We start from the raw sequence: 17,912 nt of genomic DNA, 5'->3' as shown, positions 1-17,912 counted from the left end.
GAGACCCCCGCGTCTAACTCGCTTCTCCCGACATCAGTTTCCAGATACCCATCGATTCACTGGAGGCGTCGCGAGTCCGCAGGCCGACAGCGCGGTCCCATTGCCGTCGCGTTCCGAACTCGTCCCTCCAAGCCGAAGCCCGCATGGTCGACAGTCGAAGTTGGTGATCGAGGGTGAAGCCGATAGCACCGTGAACCTGATGAGCATTCCTCGTCACCACCGTCGCCGCGTGGCCGGTGCAGGATCGAGCAACGGCAATGGCGAAAGCCGCTGCCCCGGAGCCGAACCCCTCTTCAACGACTGCCTCCACAGCAGCGGACACTGCAGTCGAGGCTATGGCGGCTTCACCCGCCGCTTCGGCCACCAGCTGCTGCACCGCCTGAAACTTGCCCACCGATCGACCGAACTGTACCCGTGAATTCGCGTGCTCGACGGTCAGGTCGAGCACCTTGCCGAGTGCGCCGGAAATCTGCACCGCTCGGGCGAGGGCCCCACGGAGCTGAAACTCGGCCAAGGTCGAACTGTCGACAGCAGTCAGGCCGAGATCCACCACCGCTGCGTCGATGGCGAAAGAGTCACGCGGTTCGCGAGCGACGTTGTATCCGTGAACCAGATCGGATGGCGTCGCAACGGTCACGAACAGTTCACCGCGCCAATCACCCAGCACGACAACGCAGTCGACGTCGCGCGCCCATGGAATCCGCTCGAATGTGCCACTGACGCGCCCAGACTTGATCTCGATTGTCCCGGCAGCAGCCGTCATCGGACCCGATGCGATAGCCAATCCTGATCGTTCCAACAACCACGACGCCAAGAGGTCGTTCTCCGCCAGGGGAACTCGCGCGGAATGCTCCGCCGAAGACCTGAGTACTGTGCTCCACTCACGGACACTTGCACCGCTACCTCCCGCCGCTTCCGACGTCGTCAACAGCGCTAGCCCACTGTCGGTGAGCTTTCGCCACAGGTCGCGATCGAACGGTACCGATACAGTTGGCGCGCTGGGAGTTTCCGATGACGCAAAGATATTTCCGGCCAGTTCTCGAAGGTCAGCAAGATCGTCAGGGTCTGTCATCGCATACCTAATCCCCGTGCAATCACGGATCTGAGAATTTCACTTGTACCACCGCGGATCGTGAAGCCAGGCGCGTGGAGAATGCCCTCGGCGAGGAGCCTGGTAAGCATCTTTTCGGACGTAGCATCCGGTTGATCGACGGTCCCGCTACTGACCTCTTCCACTACCCGGCCTTCGAAGCGCGTACCAACGTCTTTCACGAGGGCGGCTGCGAGATCGGGCGTGTGTCCATCGGACAGCTCACCCGCGATCGCCATCGACAGACGACGCAGAGCACTTCCCCGCGCGATCAGGGCACCCATGTGTTCGAGGTCGTCATCGGCGATATCTGTTGGGGCGAGTGCGTTCAGTATCGGCATGGTGGACAGAATTCGTTCCGGCCCACTCCGTTCGACGGCCAATTCCGACGTCACCTGCGACCAGCCGTCACCGGGATTACCGAGCACCATCTCATCCGGAACAAACACCTTGTCGAGATGCACTTCGTTGAAGTGGTGGACTCCGGTCAACAGCTTGATCGGCCGGATATCGATTCCGGGTGAATCCAAGGCGACGATGAACTGTGACAGGCCATCGTGCCGATGCGCGGGATCCAGTGGCTCCGAGCGAGCGAGGACGAAGAACGCCGTGCTGTGATGAGCACCCGACGTCCACACCTTGGTGCCCGAAATCGTCCACCCGCCGGCGACTTTCTTCGCCGTCGTACGGACGCTCGCGAGGTCGGAACCCGACTCCGGTTCACTCATGCCGATGGCAAAATATGTCTCCCCTCGCGCTATCCCCGGGAGGTACATACGCCGCTGGGACTCGGTACCGTATGCAAGCAGAGCGGGCGCAATCTGGCGATCGGAAACCCAGTGGGCGGCGACAGGCGCGCCCGCCGCGAGGAGTTCCTCGGTGACGATGTAGCGGTCGAGATGTGTGCGGCCCTGACCGCCGTATTCCGCGGGAATTGTCATTCCCAGGAATCCGTGTTCACCGAGCCTGCGGCTGAACTCTGGAGACCATCCCGAGATCCACGAGTCCACGACCGGCCGGAATCCACCGGACGCACGCTCGATGTCGAGGAACTCTCGTACCCGTCGCCGTAGCTCGTCCGCGCCCGGCCGGGTGCGCGCCTGATACTCCGGCACGAGTCCGATCGTCATGACGCCCCTCTCCCTAGGTGTAATCAACAAAATAATATACCTATATAGGTGCCGGGGCCAATGGCAAGGTCTCAACGCACGGGGTCAGTAACGCATGTGCGTTCCGGCCGAGACGTTGATCGTCTCGCCGGTGATGTTCGCGGACGCGTCGGAGACGAGGAACGCAGCCGCTTCGACGACATCGCCGACAGAGGCCAGACGTCCCAGAGGAGACTTGGAGAGCTCGGCAGTCTTCATATCGGCATGGAGCGTGTCGGTGAAGCGGGTGCCGGTAATCATCCCCATCGACAGCGTGTTGGCCCTGATGCCGAACGGGCCGCCCTCGTGGGCACAGCTGCGGGTCAGGACGTTCAATCCGCCCTTTGAGACTGCATAGGGTGCTTCGATCCCCAGTCCGCCGACATCGGGCGCGTAGGTCGACACGTTGAGAATCACCCCACCTCGGCCCGCGTCACGCATCTGCCTCATGGCCTGACGAGATAGCATCCACGGACCGTTGAGGTTCACATCCATGACCCGATCCCACTCGGCGGGGTCGTAGTCGAAGATCGAGCCGAGCACGTTGTAGGCCGCATTGTTGACCAACAGGTCGATCGGTCCCACCTCCCCACGGCACCAGTCGGTCACCTCGACGATATCGTCTCGGTCACCGACATCCAGTCGTCGGGCGACCGCCCGGCCCCCGTGCTCACGAGCTGCGCGGTCGATCTCTTCGGCCGCTTCGACAACTCGCTTCGGATGCGAGTCCGTCACCACGACGGTCGCACCGCTTGCGCCCAGCCGCATCGCAATCGCTTTTCCGATCCCTTGCCCGGCAGCCCCGGTGACCAAGGCAATCCGCCCAGTCAAGTCAACCATTGCGTCACTCTCCTTCATGCTCGACAGTCTATATTTTAATCATTCAGCTAATTTAGCTGAACCTTTGCGAGAGAGTCTTACATATTGTTACTGCCTGATTCGGACCAACGGCGCGCGGAGGGAGGCAGCGATGACCGCAGCCGATCGGCACGAACCGCCGCGATCGCGTGGGTAGGAGAACTGGACGAATACTGGGCGAATCGTCAGGGATTCGGCACAGAAGGTGGTCGCACATCTATGCCGAGGCTCAAAGGAAGAAATTCTGCTCTCGAACCAGGACGAAACAGAGATGGGTAGGCCGATCCCAGTCAGCCCGTCTCGACCCGACGGCCAGAAGAAGCAAGTCCACCTCGAGGAGACGTTCGGTTCCAAGGAAGCTGCGCAGGAGCGATGCGACGAACTGAAATGGCAAAAGGCACAGGACCATTGCGCAATCCGCGTCGGAGATACGCAAGGCAGACGACCAACCGTTCGGCCACTACACGGCGGCGTGGCTGGAGTCGATGGAGGTCAAGGTCGCACGCGGTCAGCTCAAAGAGCGCACCCTGAACGACTACCGGAAGCTGCTCCATCGGTACGTGCTCGACAGGTTCGGCCGCCAGGCCGTCGCAACCATCACCGCGAGACAGTGCGAGGAGTTCCTGGCAGCCCTAGTTCGGCAGCAATCCAGGCAAGGCGCAGACGGAGTGCTGAACAATCGACTCACCCCGGCGACGATCAAGCACGCATGGTCGACGTTCGGACGAGTACTCAAGTACGCCATGCGGCACGACGCAATCCCGTCGAACCCAGCCGACCGAGTGGACTTCGCCGGAAAGCGGTCCACCGGAGACCACGACCGCTTCGAGCACCACCCGCTCACTGCCGCTCAGGTTTCCGCAGTCTCGAACGCGGTCGCGGGTGAGGTGGACGGGCTACCGGCCTTCCCGATCTACGCGCCGATGGTGGACTTCCTCGCCTACAGCGGCATCCGCGCCGCCGAGAACGCGGGACTGGAGGTCGGAGACCTGGCTTTCACGACTGGCCCCGCCAGAGCCGACGGCTCCCCTACCGTGCGCTGCGCCGTCCAGGTGCGCCGAACCAAGGACCGCAAGAACGGGCAGTGGGTACCGAGCACGCCCAAGTCCCGGAAATCTCGGCGAACGCTTCCGCTGCCGACCTGGCTCGCGGAACGGATGCGGTTGTACCTCACGGAACACCACCCGAGAGCCAACGAGCCGACCGCTCCCCGGTGGCCTTCGCGGAAGAACGGCGGCGGATACCGCGCAGTAGGCGAACGCTACGCAGTACCGCTGGACTGGTCGCTGCCGTTGGCGATGGGATCGTTCTACGACACCATCTTCCGACCGGCGTTAGTCGCGGTCGGCCTGCCCGCCAGCGCCCCGGCAGATGGCGACACCCCGGCCACTCGCGGAGTGCGGCTCCACGACCTCAGGCATACGTTCGCCACGATGCAGCTGATGGCCGGGACCCACTTCATGCAGGTATCAAAGTGGCTGGGAAACAGTACATTCACCCTCACGCTCGACACGTACGGCGATTGGATCCCCGAGGAGGACGGCGGCGCGGGCAACAACCTGCCCGAGCCAACCGCCGTCCCGATGACACCCAACGCCGAGCAGTCGAACGTCGTGCCGCTGTTCGGTAAGAGGTCGGGCTAATCCGTCGCGTCTGGGATTTGTCGAACACGGTCGCCGACTCGTACTTTCATGTCCCGCTTCTCGCTGTCAGCTTCGGAGAACTCGGCGTCAAACGAATCGAGCACTTCACGCCGCGGACCGAACACATTTGCCAGACCGGATACCCCAAGCCCTCCTTGGCCGCCAACGAAGTGTGTGCTGAAAGTGCTAGCAACCGCAGCGCGCGAATACAACTCGTCGACCTCGACACGCGCCTTCTCGTAAGGAATGGTCTCAATCACCTCATTGGTTTCCGGGTCGACGATCGGCTCGCCCTCCCGTGACAGGATCTGGAATCGCATACCGAGTTCGACCTCATCCTCTGACCCGCGATTGATTACGACAGCGTACTGAGAGTCCACTCTCGCGACAGATCCGACTATTAAACCTTGTGCATCTAGATCGGCCATTAAGTCTCCCCACCTCCGTTGTTGGTGCTATCCGCCGCTTCCCGGACGATATTGATTTCATCTTGGACTGCTTCTGGAACGAACCGCTCCCAATCCTTAATCGAGTCTTCAGTATTGCTGAATATTGACTGTGCCAACTCTTCCGCAATGCGCATTTGGGTCCGCAACTCTGACGAACTGCCGCTTCGATCCCGAGTCAATTCCTGCAAGCGGCCAAGGCCGCTGAGGGATCGAAAGATCCTCCTGGCCGCGGACCGTGCATTCTGCTCCATCAGTTCCCGGTTGTGGAGATCCTGCAAATTCTTGTCGTGCTGCTGATGCTGCTGCATCAGCAGTGCGATTATCCAGCCAGCAGCGACTGATAGGACCGTCAGCAGAACTGTGAGTACATACCCTTCCTTTGGAGTCTGCCCTCCATCTGAGCTGAGAGCTATGCCAACAACGAACGTGACCAGGGTTGCGAAAACCAACGAGGCGGCGAGAACGATCGACCAAATCGGTATACGGCGCGGCGTACTTCCGCCCTCAGCTGTCACAGACGCATCCTACCCACCGGCACACACGCGTTTCACGACCACTCGCCACCAATACGTCGGCTCGGCGTAGATTTCTCTGGCACCGTTGGAACCCTGTTCCTACCGATTGCGCATTGCGCGCAACATTACAATCCGGCATCACAAGGTGACTGGCTGATTCTCCGAGTGCGCTTCGCCACTCTCGGTCCAGTTAAATACGACGGTCGTTCGTTCCGCCATACCCATTCGCAATCCCATTACCCAGTTGAGCGAAGCAAGTGGCGGCAAGTCCACTGGCGAGTCATCCCGCCGACAGACGTGTTCACGTAGCCCGTCTCCAAAGTCAATCGTGAGCCCCTCCGCAGTTACTGTCTGAGACTTGTTCGCGACAACAACCGCTGCACGGGTCGTGAACTTCGGTGCGCCTTTCTTATCGATGCCCGTCTGTTCGCGTCGCTTTTCTATCGTCAGGCGGGGAACGGCATGTTCGCCCTTCTTCACGACAGACGGTGCGCCAAGCCCCATCTCGGTTAAGTCATCCTCGAGGGCGTTGCGGACTTTGAACGCTAGGTCGTTCAGGTCGGTGTAAACACCCAGCAAGCCCTTGGATTCCATTTCAGCTCTAAACTTCTCCAGACGCGAGAACTCTTTGGCGTCAAACTTGCTGCGATCGATTGGTTCGTCCGAGAAGTAGACGTGCACCGGCTTGCCCGCATCGGCAGCACGCTCGATCTCCTCTGCCGTTCCCGACACTGCAGAATCGGTCTCCTGCCCGAGACGGCTGTCGAACAAGGCAATCACTACATCGGCCTTGTCCACCAACTGCGAGTTGATGACGCTTTGCCCACCGCTCGCGTTGAGCTGCGGGACGGAATCCGTCTTCCAAAATCTCGGCAGCAGAATTGTTTGAGCCCCGGGAGCACGGCTCGCATTCCAACCGTGGAGAGCGTCCTTTACGGTTGCCACCTCCTCGGCTGTATCACCAGGAGTCGAGATCATCACTTCGAGGACGTGCGCGTCAAAGGCCATTACCAGATCGTACCGAGCGGTACCGACACGCGAACTGCGTTGCGCGGACGATTTTCCGCCCTCACGGCCTTTTCACGGCCCTCGGAGAGTTGGGATGCGAACCGAGCCCGGTCGATCGACCGCTGACCTGCGAGAACGCCGTGCCCCCAGTCGGACTCGAACCGACACTGTGCGGATTTTAAGTCCCTAGAAGTGGATTCACTTGAACTACGTTGGACTCGATATCTGTTTATTCGCAACAGTTTTCGTACATCACCGTCCGGGCCAGTCCATGTCCGAACGTACCGACTTGTGACACTCTCGTGACACCGAACTATGCGCACCTGCCGACGTCAGGCGAGCCTGAACGAACGTGGACTTCAGTGGTGCGCGGAGGACCAACGGTCGGGCTACGCAGTTCAATGGCAGCGGATCCTGTGACATCTGAAAATGCCAACGGTGACGCGAAAGCCCCCTTACAGACGGGTCGATCCACCGATACGCTTCAGCCTCTGCCCCTGCGGACGGAAAGAGCTCGTGTCATACAAATCCCCAGCGACGAGCGACTGTAATCTTGTTTTCCTTCGACCCGGGAGGACAATTGAGCGAGATCACGAACCAGCGCGGTGTTGCACTCGCCAAACAGCAGGCGCTACAACTCGGCTGGTTCTTCCGTTCCCAAGAGGAAAGCGATCAGGGCATCGACGCTCATGTCGAAAAAGTCGAGATCACCGAAGCTCCCGGTAGGCCGGACAGGGAGGTCGGTACCGGCCGACTGATCGCCGTCCAGATCAAGACCGGATCGAGCTACTTCAAGACGCCTTCCCCCAACGGCTGGTGGTTCTCATTCGACGCAAAAAAGCACAAACTATGGCTTGACCATGCGCTGCCGGTAGTCGTAGTACTTGTGATGTGGACCTCGATGTCGACCAGATCTACTGGCAAAGAATCTCCGATGGAACGGTGACATCAACAGGCAAAGGTTTCAAAGTCGAAGTTCCTCGCGCACAAACGGTGACAACCGCCGACGCTGAGTGGACACATATCGCAAGTGGTCTGGAAACGCAGGCACTTACAAAATTCGAGAACACCATCGGGCAAGTGCCACCCACCGTCGCAGAAGTCCTGTCCAATCGCCCAGCGTCCGAAAGAGCCGACGCTGCACTGCTGACCGCTCATCTAGCTGCTGGACGAGCCAATCCGAGAGGCACGGTCGAATCCCTCCTAGCTACATCGCCGATTTGGATGACTAGATATCCTGTGTGGACTTGGCAAGCACTCGGTTCCTATGCCGCAGAACACGAGCACTTCGACCTCAGCTCAGAAGCGTTCGAACGTGCCGCCCATCCACTTTCTGCAGGCAGAGGCCACCTACTAGCTGCCGCAGGACTCAACGCTATGCACAGTGACCGCATCCGAGCCGAGCAACTCCTGACGGAAGCGGAACTCACATCAAATGCCCGCCTCTTAGTGGCAGTCGGTAGGGCGCTGCTCGAGCATCCTGCCGACGATGCCGGGCCCCGGAGGATTCCGCCAGTCATCGCAACTGACAGCGAGGAAGTCCGTGCATCAGGACCGGTGCAGGGCTTCCTCGCCGACCAAGCTCTACGCGCAGGAGACGTCAACACCGCCGAACGCCACTCGTCTGCACAGCTTGCCGCAGAGCCGACGAGCTCAGCTGTCATGATGCAGCGTGCCGAAATCCTGATGCGCCGTTCCAACTCGACGTCGGCGGACCCCGACGACATGCCCGATGCTATCGAACTGCTCACTCGCGCAAGAGCACAACGAATCCTGTGGGCCGGACCAATCCTTGAGCTCACGGTGACACTCTCGCAATCGTTACTGGTCATTGGAAAATTCAACGCAATCCTCGATCTGAGCCTGCAAGATCGCGGGCCTACGACATCCGATGACACCGCCGACCCACGGATCCGCAGGAACACGATCATCGCTGCCTACTTCTCTGATCAGCCTCACCTCGTCGATCACCTGATCGCCCACCTAGGTGACGGCACGGCCGACTCCCTGCTGAAAGTCCGAATCGGCCTGTTAGAACTTTCCCCCATCGAACAGATCGCCCTTCACCGATCAGCGCTTGTCGAAGCGCGCGCGTCACTCGAGTACCACGAAATCGCGAACGCCGTAATCGCATTGGCCGCCCTGGGCGAGGACCACGGCGACGTACTCCGTGAGCTGAAGGACCGATCCATCGTGCCCGGAGAGATGGTCGAACTGGTCGATGCATTGATCGCGGCTCACGATGACTTAGACCTGGCCTTGCCGACCCTCCGAGCCCTCGCGCGCACCGACATCGTCGCCAGCGAACACCTCAACGCGCTACTGAGGGAGGACCAGCGATATCAGGAAGCAGCCGACAACGCACGGACCCAGTTCGACGTCACAGGTAACCCACATTTCTTGATCCAACAGGCCCAGAATCTCATAGATGCCGGTGCACCCCATGCTGAGGAGGTGGCCCGGTCGGCTGCCAATTCCACAGAAGTGCAGCCCGCGGAACGCGCACGATTACACCTTTTTCTAGCCGGGTTAGCCGGAGACCGCGGCGATTGGCACGTCGCCGAACGCGATCTCGTCGCGGCGCTCGCGGTCGGAGGCCAATCCGACGCTGCCGTTTGGAGAATTGTGATCGCCCAACTCAATCAAGGAAAGCTAAATCGTGCAGCCGCTACCTTCGCCAAGTACCGGCCACGCATTCGCAATCTCGCCGAGGCGCGATTATGGCTCAACGCGCACGCCACTGTCCGGTGGGAAGAGGAGACCGCAGCGCAGGCGCTCACCCTAGCCGAAAAATTCGATGATTCAGACCTGCCGTCGGAGTGCGCACGAGCTGTGTTGGTCGCGACCCGTTCTTCCGCCGACCCCGAGACTGGAGGCGACCCGCCGGATGACGATGCCCCAGACATACGAGCATTCGCCTTGTCAGAAGTTCCGTCGGCACTTCACGAGCGAGCATTTGCCATCCTCACGTCCCTCAACGCTCAGGGAACACCTACGGGGTTTGACGAACACCAGGTCTCCGAGGATCAACTACCGGAAGAGATCATCTCCCAGCTCCAACAGCGTGACGCGATAACTTCCTCGCTAGAAGAAATAGTGAAGTCGGTGAACGCCTCTCGGCTCCCGATGGGCGCACTGTCAGGCCTGCTCGAGAAGGGTTATGCGACGGTCCTCATACAGCGACTCTTCGGCGCATTGGTCTCCGGGTCTGCGGACGATAACGAGCATACGCGCGACGTTGAAGACGCAGAGCAATCACTCGGCAGCTCAGCGGTGATGGACGCGTCAGCCATGTTGACGATCTCAGGTATGGAGACCGGCAGCAGGCTTGGTGGCCAATTTGTCGAACTCACTGTGCCTGCAAGCTCCATGCGCGACGTTCACCACGCGTCAGCACACATTCGGCAGCTTGCGAACAGCCCAGGAACACTCGGGTGGGATCGGAGAACCAATTCGCCCTACTTTGCACCCCTCTTGGACGAAGAGTTCGTAAGGATCCACGATCGCGCCGCGAAACTGGAGCAGTTCGCCGAAGGTTTACCGGGACGGGTCGTGTTGGCTCGCACCCTGTATCCGGAACTATCTGACGCACCCGCGCATCATCCCTGGACCGATGTCATACAACTCGCTCATGATCGAGGTGTGCCCCTATGGAGCGATGACCTCGGGCTCAGACGATATGCACGCGAGCATTCGGTTGTGTGCTTCGGAACCTCAGCCTTGATCGAAGCAGTGCGCGACCGAACAATTGCGCGGCGGGTTACCGACGCCGCAGTTGAGGCGGCTGCGGTACGAGCGGCATCAGACAATCTCCAGCTAGCCAAAGATTTCGTGGTGGACGTGCCTTTGACTCGCGAGGACTTGATTGAACTCGCCGAAAACGACCTCTGGCGGGCCCACAGCGGTGCCACTGCTATTTCTCGCGCCGCTTGGTGGTGCTGGACCGAAACGCCGTTCGAGGACCTCCGCGCGTTATATGAAAAGGTACAAGAGTCAGCGCCGGACGAACTTGGTTCCTGGCAATCCGCCGCGATGCAGGGAGCTGCATCTGCTTACACCGACGGACAATATGCCGCCACGGTGCTCGCAGCACTTTCGCTCGCTGGGTTCGGCACCGATGTGACCGTTGAAATTGTCTCGCAGGGAATCCGGCGTGCACGAATCGCAGCAGAGGCAAACAACCTCGACGATCCGCTCAACTACCTGGCCTCGGCGGCCAAGCTGTTGCCATCCGAGAGCGTCGAGACGCTCGGAGCCGTTGCCGCCGAGGTAGTAGCCAATCTCCGCGAAGCCGACTAGCCAGCAGTCTGCCTGGTGTCGATGTGCGAGCGACGGACGGACAACCACAACTATGCTCGTTCTCGTGCAGCGACGGCCACGCCGCTTAGATCCTCCGGGGAAATCTAACTGGACCGTCGCGATCATGTGCCAGCGATAGAGGTGTGCGTGATGCTCCTTACTTCTCTCCGGGCATTGCGGCGAGAATGTGTTTTGAAGCCCAGAATTTGCAAGCTGCCAGAGTCGTCGTGTCGCCCGGATCAGGGGCATCCGCCGCATTGAAGACAAAGTCATCCTCCCTCCAAAGTTCGCTCGGGACTAGCTTCTGGAAGAGCTCGTCTGAAAATTCAGTCCCGTCGCGAAACGCAGTGCTGACAAAGCGCGATGCAATGTCTAGAGGAGTCGTGACCCCTGATGCAAGGCGATCAGTTACTCTGTGCTTGAGCATGGCCCAGTCGACATCTTTCATCCATTGTCCAACGTGAAGAATCGACGTATAGAGCTTTGGGTCGTCCCGAAACCGTTCCTCAATGAGGCCACTGTCCGCGACTTCTACAGCACGCCTTCGGACGATATCGCTTAAAGGTTCGACTGCCGACAGATCAACTCCCGGCAGCGGGCGTTCAAAAGCTGAGGACTTCTCCTTTGTTTGCCACCTTGCATAGTTTACTACCAGCACATCAAATGCTGCCGTCAGGCCACAGGCTCGTTGATAGTCGTCAACAATGCCTTCTCTATCACGCTCATTGCTTGCGGAGATCGCGCGGCAAAGTATGGCAAAGACTACAGAGTCCCAACCTGTCGACGGAAGGTAGGGGTATTGGCTTTCAGCCAGCGCGGAATTGCTGACGAGTATTGCCGCCTCGAGACACGGTTGCGATCTTGCCTCTGCACACGCGTCGAGCGCGGCCGTGATCTTGCGTCGCACGAGAACTCCACGCCCCTCGCTTGCTATTGCCGTTTCTATCTCACTTTGAGGCGGCCACGATCCGTGACTTACTAAATATTCGAACTCAGCGCGCACTTGGCTGTCAGAGATATCGTCCAGTGGGATACGAAGATCGAAGTAGCGGTCGAAGTACGCACCGTCTCCAATTCGCTTGTGTCCATCGGCCCGATCGCTACCCGGTATTCTGTCCACCTCTGAAAGCTTAGGGAATAGAATTGACAAAAGATTAAGAACTTCGGCTACCTCAGAACCTGAGGCATCCAAATTTGCGGTTTTCGAAATTCGATGCTCCCAGTCGACACGAGAAAGACTAGGCTTTTTCCCGAGATAAGGCGTTCCTCCGTCAAATAGATCCTTGCGCCAGAGCCTCAGTTCTTCGTACATTTGCGGGTACGTTAGGCGCACGTAAGTTAGCAAGGTGGCGTCTACTAAATCGAGTTCCTGAGCACCAACCAGTGTGAACATAACATCCACCTGGGTGCACAGGCGATAGACAGATCGCAAATTCATTCGATCACTCCGCGGAATAGCCTCGACCACGAAGGCTGCCAGATCTTGATTCCTACCGGGCGTTCCGCGAAGATGCACCGCGAAGTCGAGGCTGTGCGTTGCCGCAACTTGCTGAAGTAGCCTGCGAGACTCAGCCAATAAATGACCAGCTTGTATCGGCGGCAGGGCAAATGGGTATTGCACTATTTTTTCGAGATACCCCCTAGCTCGTTCCCTATGCCCACCAGTTAGATCTGCGTCTGCAAGGACATCAAGGACTGCGCCTTCGTCGTAGGCGAGGAGGTAGTGAACTCGGTTAAAACGCCCGAGCAGTCGAACCGCCTTCATAACCGACACCAACTCATTTGAATGCAGGCGATCGACATCGTCCACAATCACAAGAACATTCACGTTGGCGGCGGCTATTGCAGCCGAGGCTTTCGCGAATCGAGCCGCAAACGGATCGACGGCCGTTCCATACTTCCCTAGCTGTTCCGCGACTGCGTCGGTGCCACTCACCGCCATCTTTTGCAAAGCCCCATCTCCGAGATGCTTCTCGATATAAGAAGTCAGGCCAGCTTTCAATACCGCGCTTGCGACTGGCATTGCATTAGCAAGGGTACGAACGGCCTCGCGTCCCTCGTTCGTGTCGGGCATTGCTGCAATCACGGTTCGATAGAATTCTTCGGTAAGGGACGTCGTGTCGTCCGCGGACCAGGGAGTGAAGGTACGAACCGCCCAGGTGCACGTTCCGTCCTCGCGGGTCTTGCTGCCAAGCTTGGACGCAATCATTGCGAGCACGCTGCTCTTGCCGCTCCCCCAGGGGCCTGTTAGTCCGTAGACAACGCTTGCGCCCGTTCCCGTCCGGTTTATCCGCTCAGCAATTTGGCTGGCATAAGGAGCTCTGCCAAGCCGGTCAAATTGTTCAATGTCGTTTTCCGATGCCCCAATGGGCAGGTTCGAGTCGGAGAAGCCCTGGGAAAGCGAGACCGTACCTAGAACATTCTGAACATTCGCGAGCGGGCGTGGTGGGGCTGGTCGCGTTGCGGACCACACAGTAGCCAACGGTAGTGCGACACAGCCAGCAATTAGTGCCCCGACCACGCTTCTGAAGATCGACCAATCCTCACCCCTTGGCCCCAGAGCCTCGACGGCGTCGACAACCCAGCTCCCCACTTCGACCACACTCAACTAAAACTACCTTCCAGGCTGCTGGAGGAGCGCCGCCGCGTCAGCTCTGACTGCGGATCCGTGTGAACTTCTCCAGTCGGCCGACGTGACCAACACCGGAAACTTTAACCTCGCCTCGGACATGCAACCGCCTACGCCACGCACACAGCCACCAAACCTGGGGCAGTCCCGACCGAGCCTGGCGGGCAATGCCGACCCGTCACCAAGGCCCGTGTCGCACGGGTTACCACAAGGGTAGGCAGTGGTGCCGAAAGTCAGAAGAGATATTCACTTGGAGTTAAAGCCGGCCCTGAATTTCCCGGTCTCGTGCTCCACTTCCAACCCGGTAGCGCGCCGAGCTTGTCTTTGCGCTCGTCCGCCATCCGCCCGTGGGCCCAACTCTGGCGCTGCCCAGCGACCCAGGTTCCGATCTTGAATCCTGTTGCGTCGATTTGCTTTTGCGCAGGGCACGCGTGCCCGTGCTCATCAACGTATCGCAGCAGATGTTGGTAGCCCTCCTCCCAACGTAAGTCTCGCGATGACACGGTCCACTCGGGCAATGTCACGAGGCGCTCGCGGCGTTGCTCGCTGAGCTCGGACCACTTCGTGCGCTGGGTGGCAACCCACTGTCCCAGACGAAAGTCCTGAAAGATGCAGTCCGCTCGCACTTGCGCGCCGCCGTTCTCATCTACGTAGGCAGCGAGCCGCTCGAATCCTTCTTCCCACTGCGCGTCTGCAACGTTCAAAGTCCATCCGGGGAGCTGCTCTAACCGAAAGCGGCGCTCTTCTGTGAGGGATGGCCACTTCGTCTTCTGATTGGCGACCCACGACCCGAGGCGCTTCCCGTCGCCGGTGGAGTATGCCTGCGGGACTCTCGCGTTGCCGTGTTCCGATACATATTGCTCCAGCTGACGGTAGCCGTCTTCCCATGCCGAGGTCCGGGTGTCTAGTGTCCACCCGGGCAGGTGCTCTATTCGTCGCCGACGTTCGTCATTGAGTGAATCCCACGTCGTCCTGAGGTTGCTGACCCAGCTTCCGAGTTTGGCTCCGTCTTCTGCCACGTAGGATATCGGCACCCGACAGGTACCGTGTTCCGCCACGTATGCATCGAGCCTGCCGACCCAGTCTTCCCACCAGTCGCCCCGTGCATCGAGTGTCCAACCTGGGAGGTTCGCGAGTTTGCTGCGCCGAGCCTCATCCATTTTGTCCCACTGTGCCCGCTGGACACTGACCCACTTTCCCAAGGGATAGCCGTCGCCGGCAGCATACGACTGCATGACGGCGGCACTACCGAACTTCTTTACGTAATCCACGAGATGCTGGTGTCCGGAGTTCCATTTTCCCTCGACAGCATTCAGCGTCCATCCAGGTAGTACTTCGAGCTTTACCTGCCTGTCGTCGGTCAGCTGGTTCCATGTCCGTCGTTGGCGTCGTACCCACGATTCCAAATCGATGCCGTTGACTGTCAGCCCTCGCGGAGGATTCGCATGACCATGTTCCTCGACGTAGGTCGACAATGCGGTAAATGATCTGTCCCACAATGTTGTTCGAGCGTCTAGGGTCCAACTGGGCAGACTTTGCAACCGCGCCTGTCGCTCCGTCGGCATTGCAGCCCACTTGCTGCGCTGCTTACCCACCCACTTGCCGAGCCGATACTCGTCATCACATACGAAGTCGTCGCGGACCTCCGACGTGCCGTGCACAGCTGCATACGCCTCGAGATGTCGGATGCCTGTTTCCCACTGATCCGCCTTCGGGTCCCAGCTCCATCCAGGCAAAGCCTGCAATAATTCTCGACGTTCCGGGCTCAGTTGGTTCTTCAACATACGGCTGCGTTGACCTGTCACCCAGGAACCCAGGCGATAGCCGTCGATGCTGTGTGTTTGCTGTACCAGAGCATGCCCATTCTGGTCGACGTATCGTTGCAGCAGTCCAAACCAGAACTCCCATGGCTGGCTCACCTGCTCGACGAGGCGGGTGTCGAATGCGCGGACGAAGTCGTCCCCGACCTTCACCGGTACGTCGAGGTGGATTTTGTCCGGCAACTTCGGCGAACCGCCATGGCGACCCATCTCACGGCGCAGCGTGTCAATCTGTTCGGCCAGGTCGGAGTCGTGCGCCCTCAGAGCCTTGATCACCTCCCACACCGGCTTGAACGCGGAATCATCAAGCGCAACAGCGGGGTCCACGTTGGAGTCGATGAAGACGGGTAGAACGATCGTTCCCAGCATCTTGTCGTCGGCGTTGCGGATCGCACGTCCGACGGCCTGGACGATGTCGACCTCGGAACTCCTCGGGTCGATGAATGCAACGCCGTCGAGGGTTGGCACGTCCACGCCTTCGGCGAGGCAGCGGGCGTTTGCCAGCAAGCCTCGCTCCCCACTACCCAGACCGCTCAGGCGCTGTAACAACACATGTCGTTCGCCGGCGGACATCGAACCCGAGGCGTGCCTGGACCACAGGTCGCCAATCGGGCGCTGGTCGTCGGGCATCCAGTCGATGACCGCGGGCATCTCTGCAGCAAAGCTGCGGGCGCGGGCAACCCTGGAATGAAAACTGATCACACGGGTGAGGTCGTACTGACGCATGGCCTTGGCCAGCCCGATCTGTCCGGCCAGGGTGCGAGCGTCGGTGATTGCCTCACCTGTCCGGCTGACCAGGCTCCCCCGCTCGGCATGGTTCCTGTACGTCGCGTCATCGACTCCGACGATCACCACCTGGTAATCCGTGAGAAGGTCCCGGCTGATTGCCTCACCGAAGCCAAGTCTGTGGAACACGTCGCCGAACAACATTTCGTCGTCCATCGACGCGACTTCGAAGTCGACTTCGTTCGCAGCCTTGATCACTCGTCCGGTGAAGTACCTCGGCGTCGCGGTCATAAACAACCGCCGCGAAGCCCGTATCTGATTCCTGTCCAATACCGTCGCGAAGGCAGACGATTGGCGACCGGTACAGCGGTGCGCTTCATCTGCGATGACCAAGTCGAACCCTGGCACGCCGGCTAACTTCTGCGCCTCGGCGACCTGAGGAGACGACTGGTATGTAGAGAACACGACGCTAGGCCCACGACGATCCCGAAGGAACTCAGCGATGGCGGCGGGGTCGCTGGTGACGGGCAGTCCAAGCTCGCTGGCGTGCTCGACCGGAGTGTCGTCATCACGTGACACCGTTTCGTCCGAACAAACCGGAAGAACTGCGACGGCCAAAGGCAATTGAGGCTTCCAGACGCGCATCGTTTGCTTCAACAGAGACAGTGAAGGAACCAGAACCAGCGTGCTCCGCGAGTCCAGTCGATCGCTGATGAATTGCGCTGTAATCGTCTTACCCGTACCGCACGCCATAATCAGTTGACCACGATCGGCGTCCTCGAAGCCGCGGATGACCGCCTCGATCGCTTCGTGTTGATAGGGGTGCGGTACGTAGCTACGTGGCATCGGAGATTGTTTTAGTTGGGTGGGATCGGCAGGCCAGTTGACCTCGGCAGTGAGTAAGTCGCTCAGCATCACCAACCCGATGGGCTTTTCTTGAGCGGATATGGTTCGCCTGGCGTTGGGGCTGAGCTTGTCTGTGGTAGCGACGAGAAGCCGGTGGGAGAACACCGCGCGGGAGGATTCGGCCAAGAACGTGTTCACGTCGGCCTTGGTGACCGCATGCTGACTTCCGTAAGCCTTCGCTTGAATCGCCCACAGTCGCCCCTGGTGGTCTTCGGCGACGATATCTATACCTGCATCCGCACCCCACCGGCCCGGCCACTCGTCCCACAGCCACAGGTTACGAAACGTGCTCCGGTACTGCGGATCGTTCGCCAAGTACCAGCGACAGACGTGCTCGAACTGCCTCCCCCGCAGCCCAGGATCAACTGCGAGAGATGCAACGAGATCAGCGAAGACGGCCACGGTAGAGAAAATACCCCCGCGACCGTTGATGAGGTCAGTCAGCTCAGCCAGATCAAGTTGTGACAGCCTCGTGACAGCGAGCCACACCCAGAGACCGCCAACCAACCCGAAGAGCGGGCCTGAGCTGCACGAACGTGCAGATGGATCGATGGAGACAGCAGACCTCACGCGGATCTGAAATCCGCTGTCTCGGTTGTCCACTGAAATCCGTGGTAGGCCGCTGAAGTCCACGCTACCACCCGAAAAGCACTGTCTTGGTCCAGAAATTTGGATCCATATGGACTCTGGTGCCCCCAGTTGGACTCGAACCGACACTGTGCGAATTTTAAGTCCGGAAGGATGGATTCCGATGGACTCCCATGAATGTCGACGGTCTCGTAATTCCCCAGGGGTAGTTGTCACGTAATTCCCCAGGTCCG

General features: G+C 59.6%; 11 protein-coding genes. 3 read left to right on the top strand and 8 right to left on the bottom strand.

Features of this window, described 5'->3' with window-relative positions:
* Positions 1–13 precede the first annotated feature (13 nt).
* From AC5WEY_RS08765 to AC5WEY_RS08755, 3 genes are all read right to left on the bottom strand, one after another.
* Complete coding sequence (locus AC5WEY_RS08765; RefSeq protein WP_495645573.1) at positions 14–1,072, bottom strand: acyl-CoA dehydrogenase family protein; 1,059 nt, start codon at positions 1,070–1,072, stop codon at positions 14–16.
* On the bottom strand, positions 1,069–2,220 hold the full coding sequence (locus AC5WEY_RS08760; RefSeq protein ID WP_495645572.1) for an acyl-CoA dehydrogenase family protein: 1,152 nt from the start codon (positions 2,218–2,220) through the stop codon (positions 1,069–1,071). Before AC5WEY_RS08760 ends, AC5WEY_RS08765 begins: the two co-directional genes overlap by 4 nt.
* An 84-nt stretch (positions 2,221–2,304) precedes the next feature.
* A complete protein-coding gene (locus tag AC5WEY_RS08755) occupies positions 2,305–3,078 on the bottom strand; it encodes an SDR family NAD(P)-dependent oxidoreductase (protein WP_495645571.1) in 774 nt (257 codons plus the stop codon).
* Positions 3,079–3,581: 503 nt separating this feature from the next.
* Here AC5WEY_RS08755 and AC5WEY_RS08750 point away from each other — a divergent pair.
* Entirely contained in the window at positions 3,582–4,739 is a 1,158-nt protein-coding gene (locus AC5WEY_RS08750; protein WP_495645570.1) for a tyrosine-type recombinase/integrase, read from the top strand.
* Here AC5WEY_RS08750 and AC5WEY_RS08745 read toward each other — a convergent pair.
* The 3 genes from AC5WEY_RS08745 to AC5WEY_RS08735 form a co-directional block, all read right to left on the bottom strand.
* Positions 4,736–5,059, bottom strand: a complete 324-nt coding sequence (locus AC5WEY_RS08745) for a hypothetical protein (protein WP_495645569.1) — start codon at positions 5,057–5,059, stop codon at positions 4,736–4,738. The genes AC5WEY_RS08750 and AC5WEY_RS08745 overlap by 4 nt on opposite strands.
* Before the next feature lie 107 nt (positions 5,060–5,166).
* The gene (locus AC5WEY_RS08740; protein ID WP_495645568.1) at positions 5,167–5,703 is read right to left on the bottom strand and encodes a hypothetical protein; all 537 of its coding nucleotides are present in this window, start codon (positions 5,701–5,703) and stop codon (positions 5,167–5,169) included.
* Between the two features lie 138 nt (positions 5,704–5,841).
* Positions 5,842–6,711, bottom strand: coding sequence for a DUF4062 domain-containing protein (locus tag AC5WEY_RS08735; RefSeq protein WP_495645567.1), 870 nt, complete (start codon positions 6,709–6,711; stop codon positions 5,842–5,844).
* 580 nt (positions 6,712–7,291) lie between these two features.
* On the opposite strand from AC5WEY_RS08735, the gene AC5WEY_RS08730 reads away from it, so the two are divergent.
* On the top strand, positions 7,292–7,657 hold the full coding sequence (locus tag AC5WEY_RS08730; RefSeq protein ID WP_495645566.1) for a DUF4365 domain-containing protein: 366 nt from the start codon (positions 7,292–7,294) through the stop codon (positions 7,655–7,657).
* Positions 7,603–11,010 carry a PIN domain-containing protein gene (locus AC5WEY_RS08725; protein ID WP_495645565.1) on the top strand — a complete coding sequence of 1,136 codons (3,408 nt, stop codon included), beginning with the start codon at positions 7,603–7,605 and terminating at the stop codon, positions 11,008–11,010. Before AC5WEY_RS08730 ends, AC5WEY_RS08725 begins: the two co-directional genes overlap by 55 nt.
* Before the next feature lie 157 nt (positions 11,011–11,167).
* On the opposite strand, the gene AC5WEY_RS08720 is transcribed toward AC5WEY_RS08725, so the two are convergent.
* Positions 11,168–13,483 carry a KAP family P-loop NTPase fold protein gene (locus AC5WEY_RS08720; RefSeq protein ID WP_495646512.1) on the bottom strand — a complete coding sequence of 772 codons (2,316 nt, stop codon included), beginning with the start codon at positions 13,481–13,483 and terminating at the stop codon, positions 11,168–11,170.
* A 389-nt stretch (positions 13,484–13,872) separates the two neighbouring features.
* Positions 13,873–17,493 (bottom strand): DEAD/DEAH box helicase, encoded by a 3,621-nt coding sequence (locus AC5WEY_RS08715; protein ID WP_495645564.1) that lies wholly within the window; start codon positions 17,491–17,493, stop codon positions 13,873–13,875.
* Positions 17,494–17,912: the final 419 nt, after the last annotated feature.

The organism is Rhodococcoides sp. S146-33 (genome assembly GCF_059489205.1).
The sequence above is the reverse complement of the archived record's forward strand: the minus strand, read 5'-3'. Positions and strand labels throughout refer to the sequence as shown.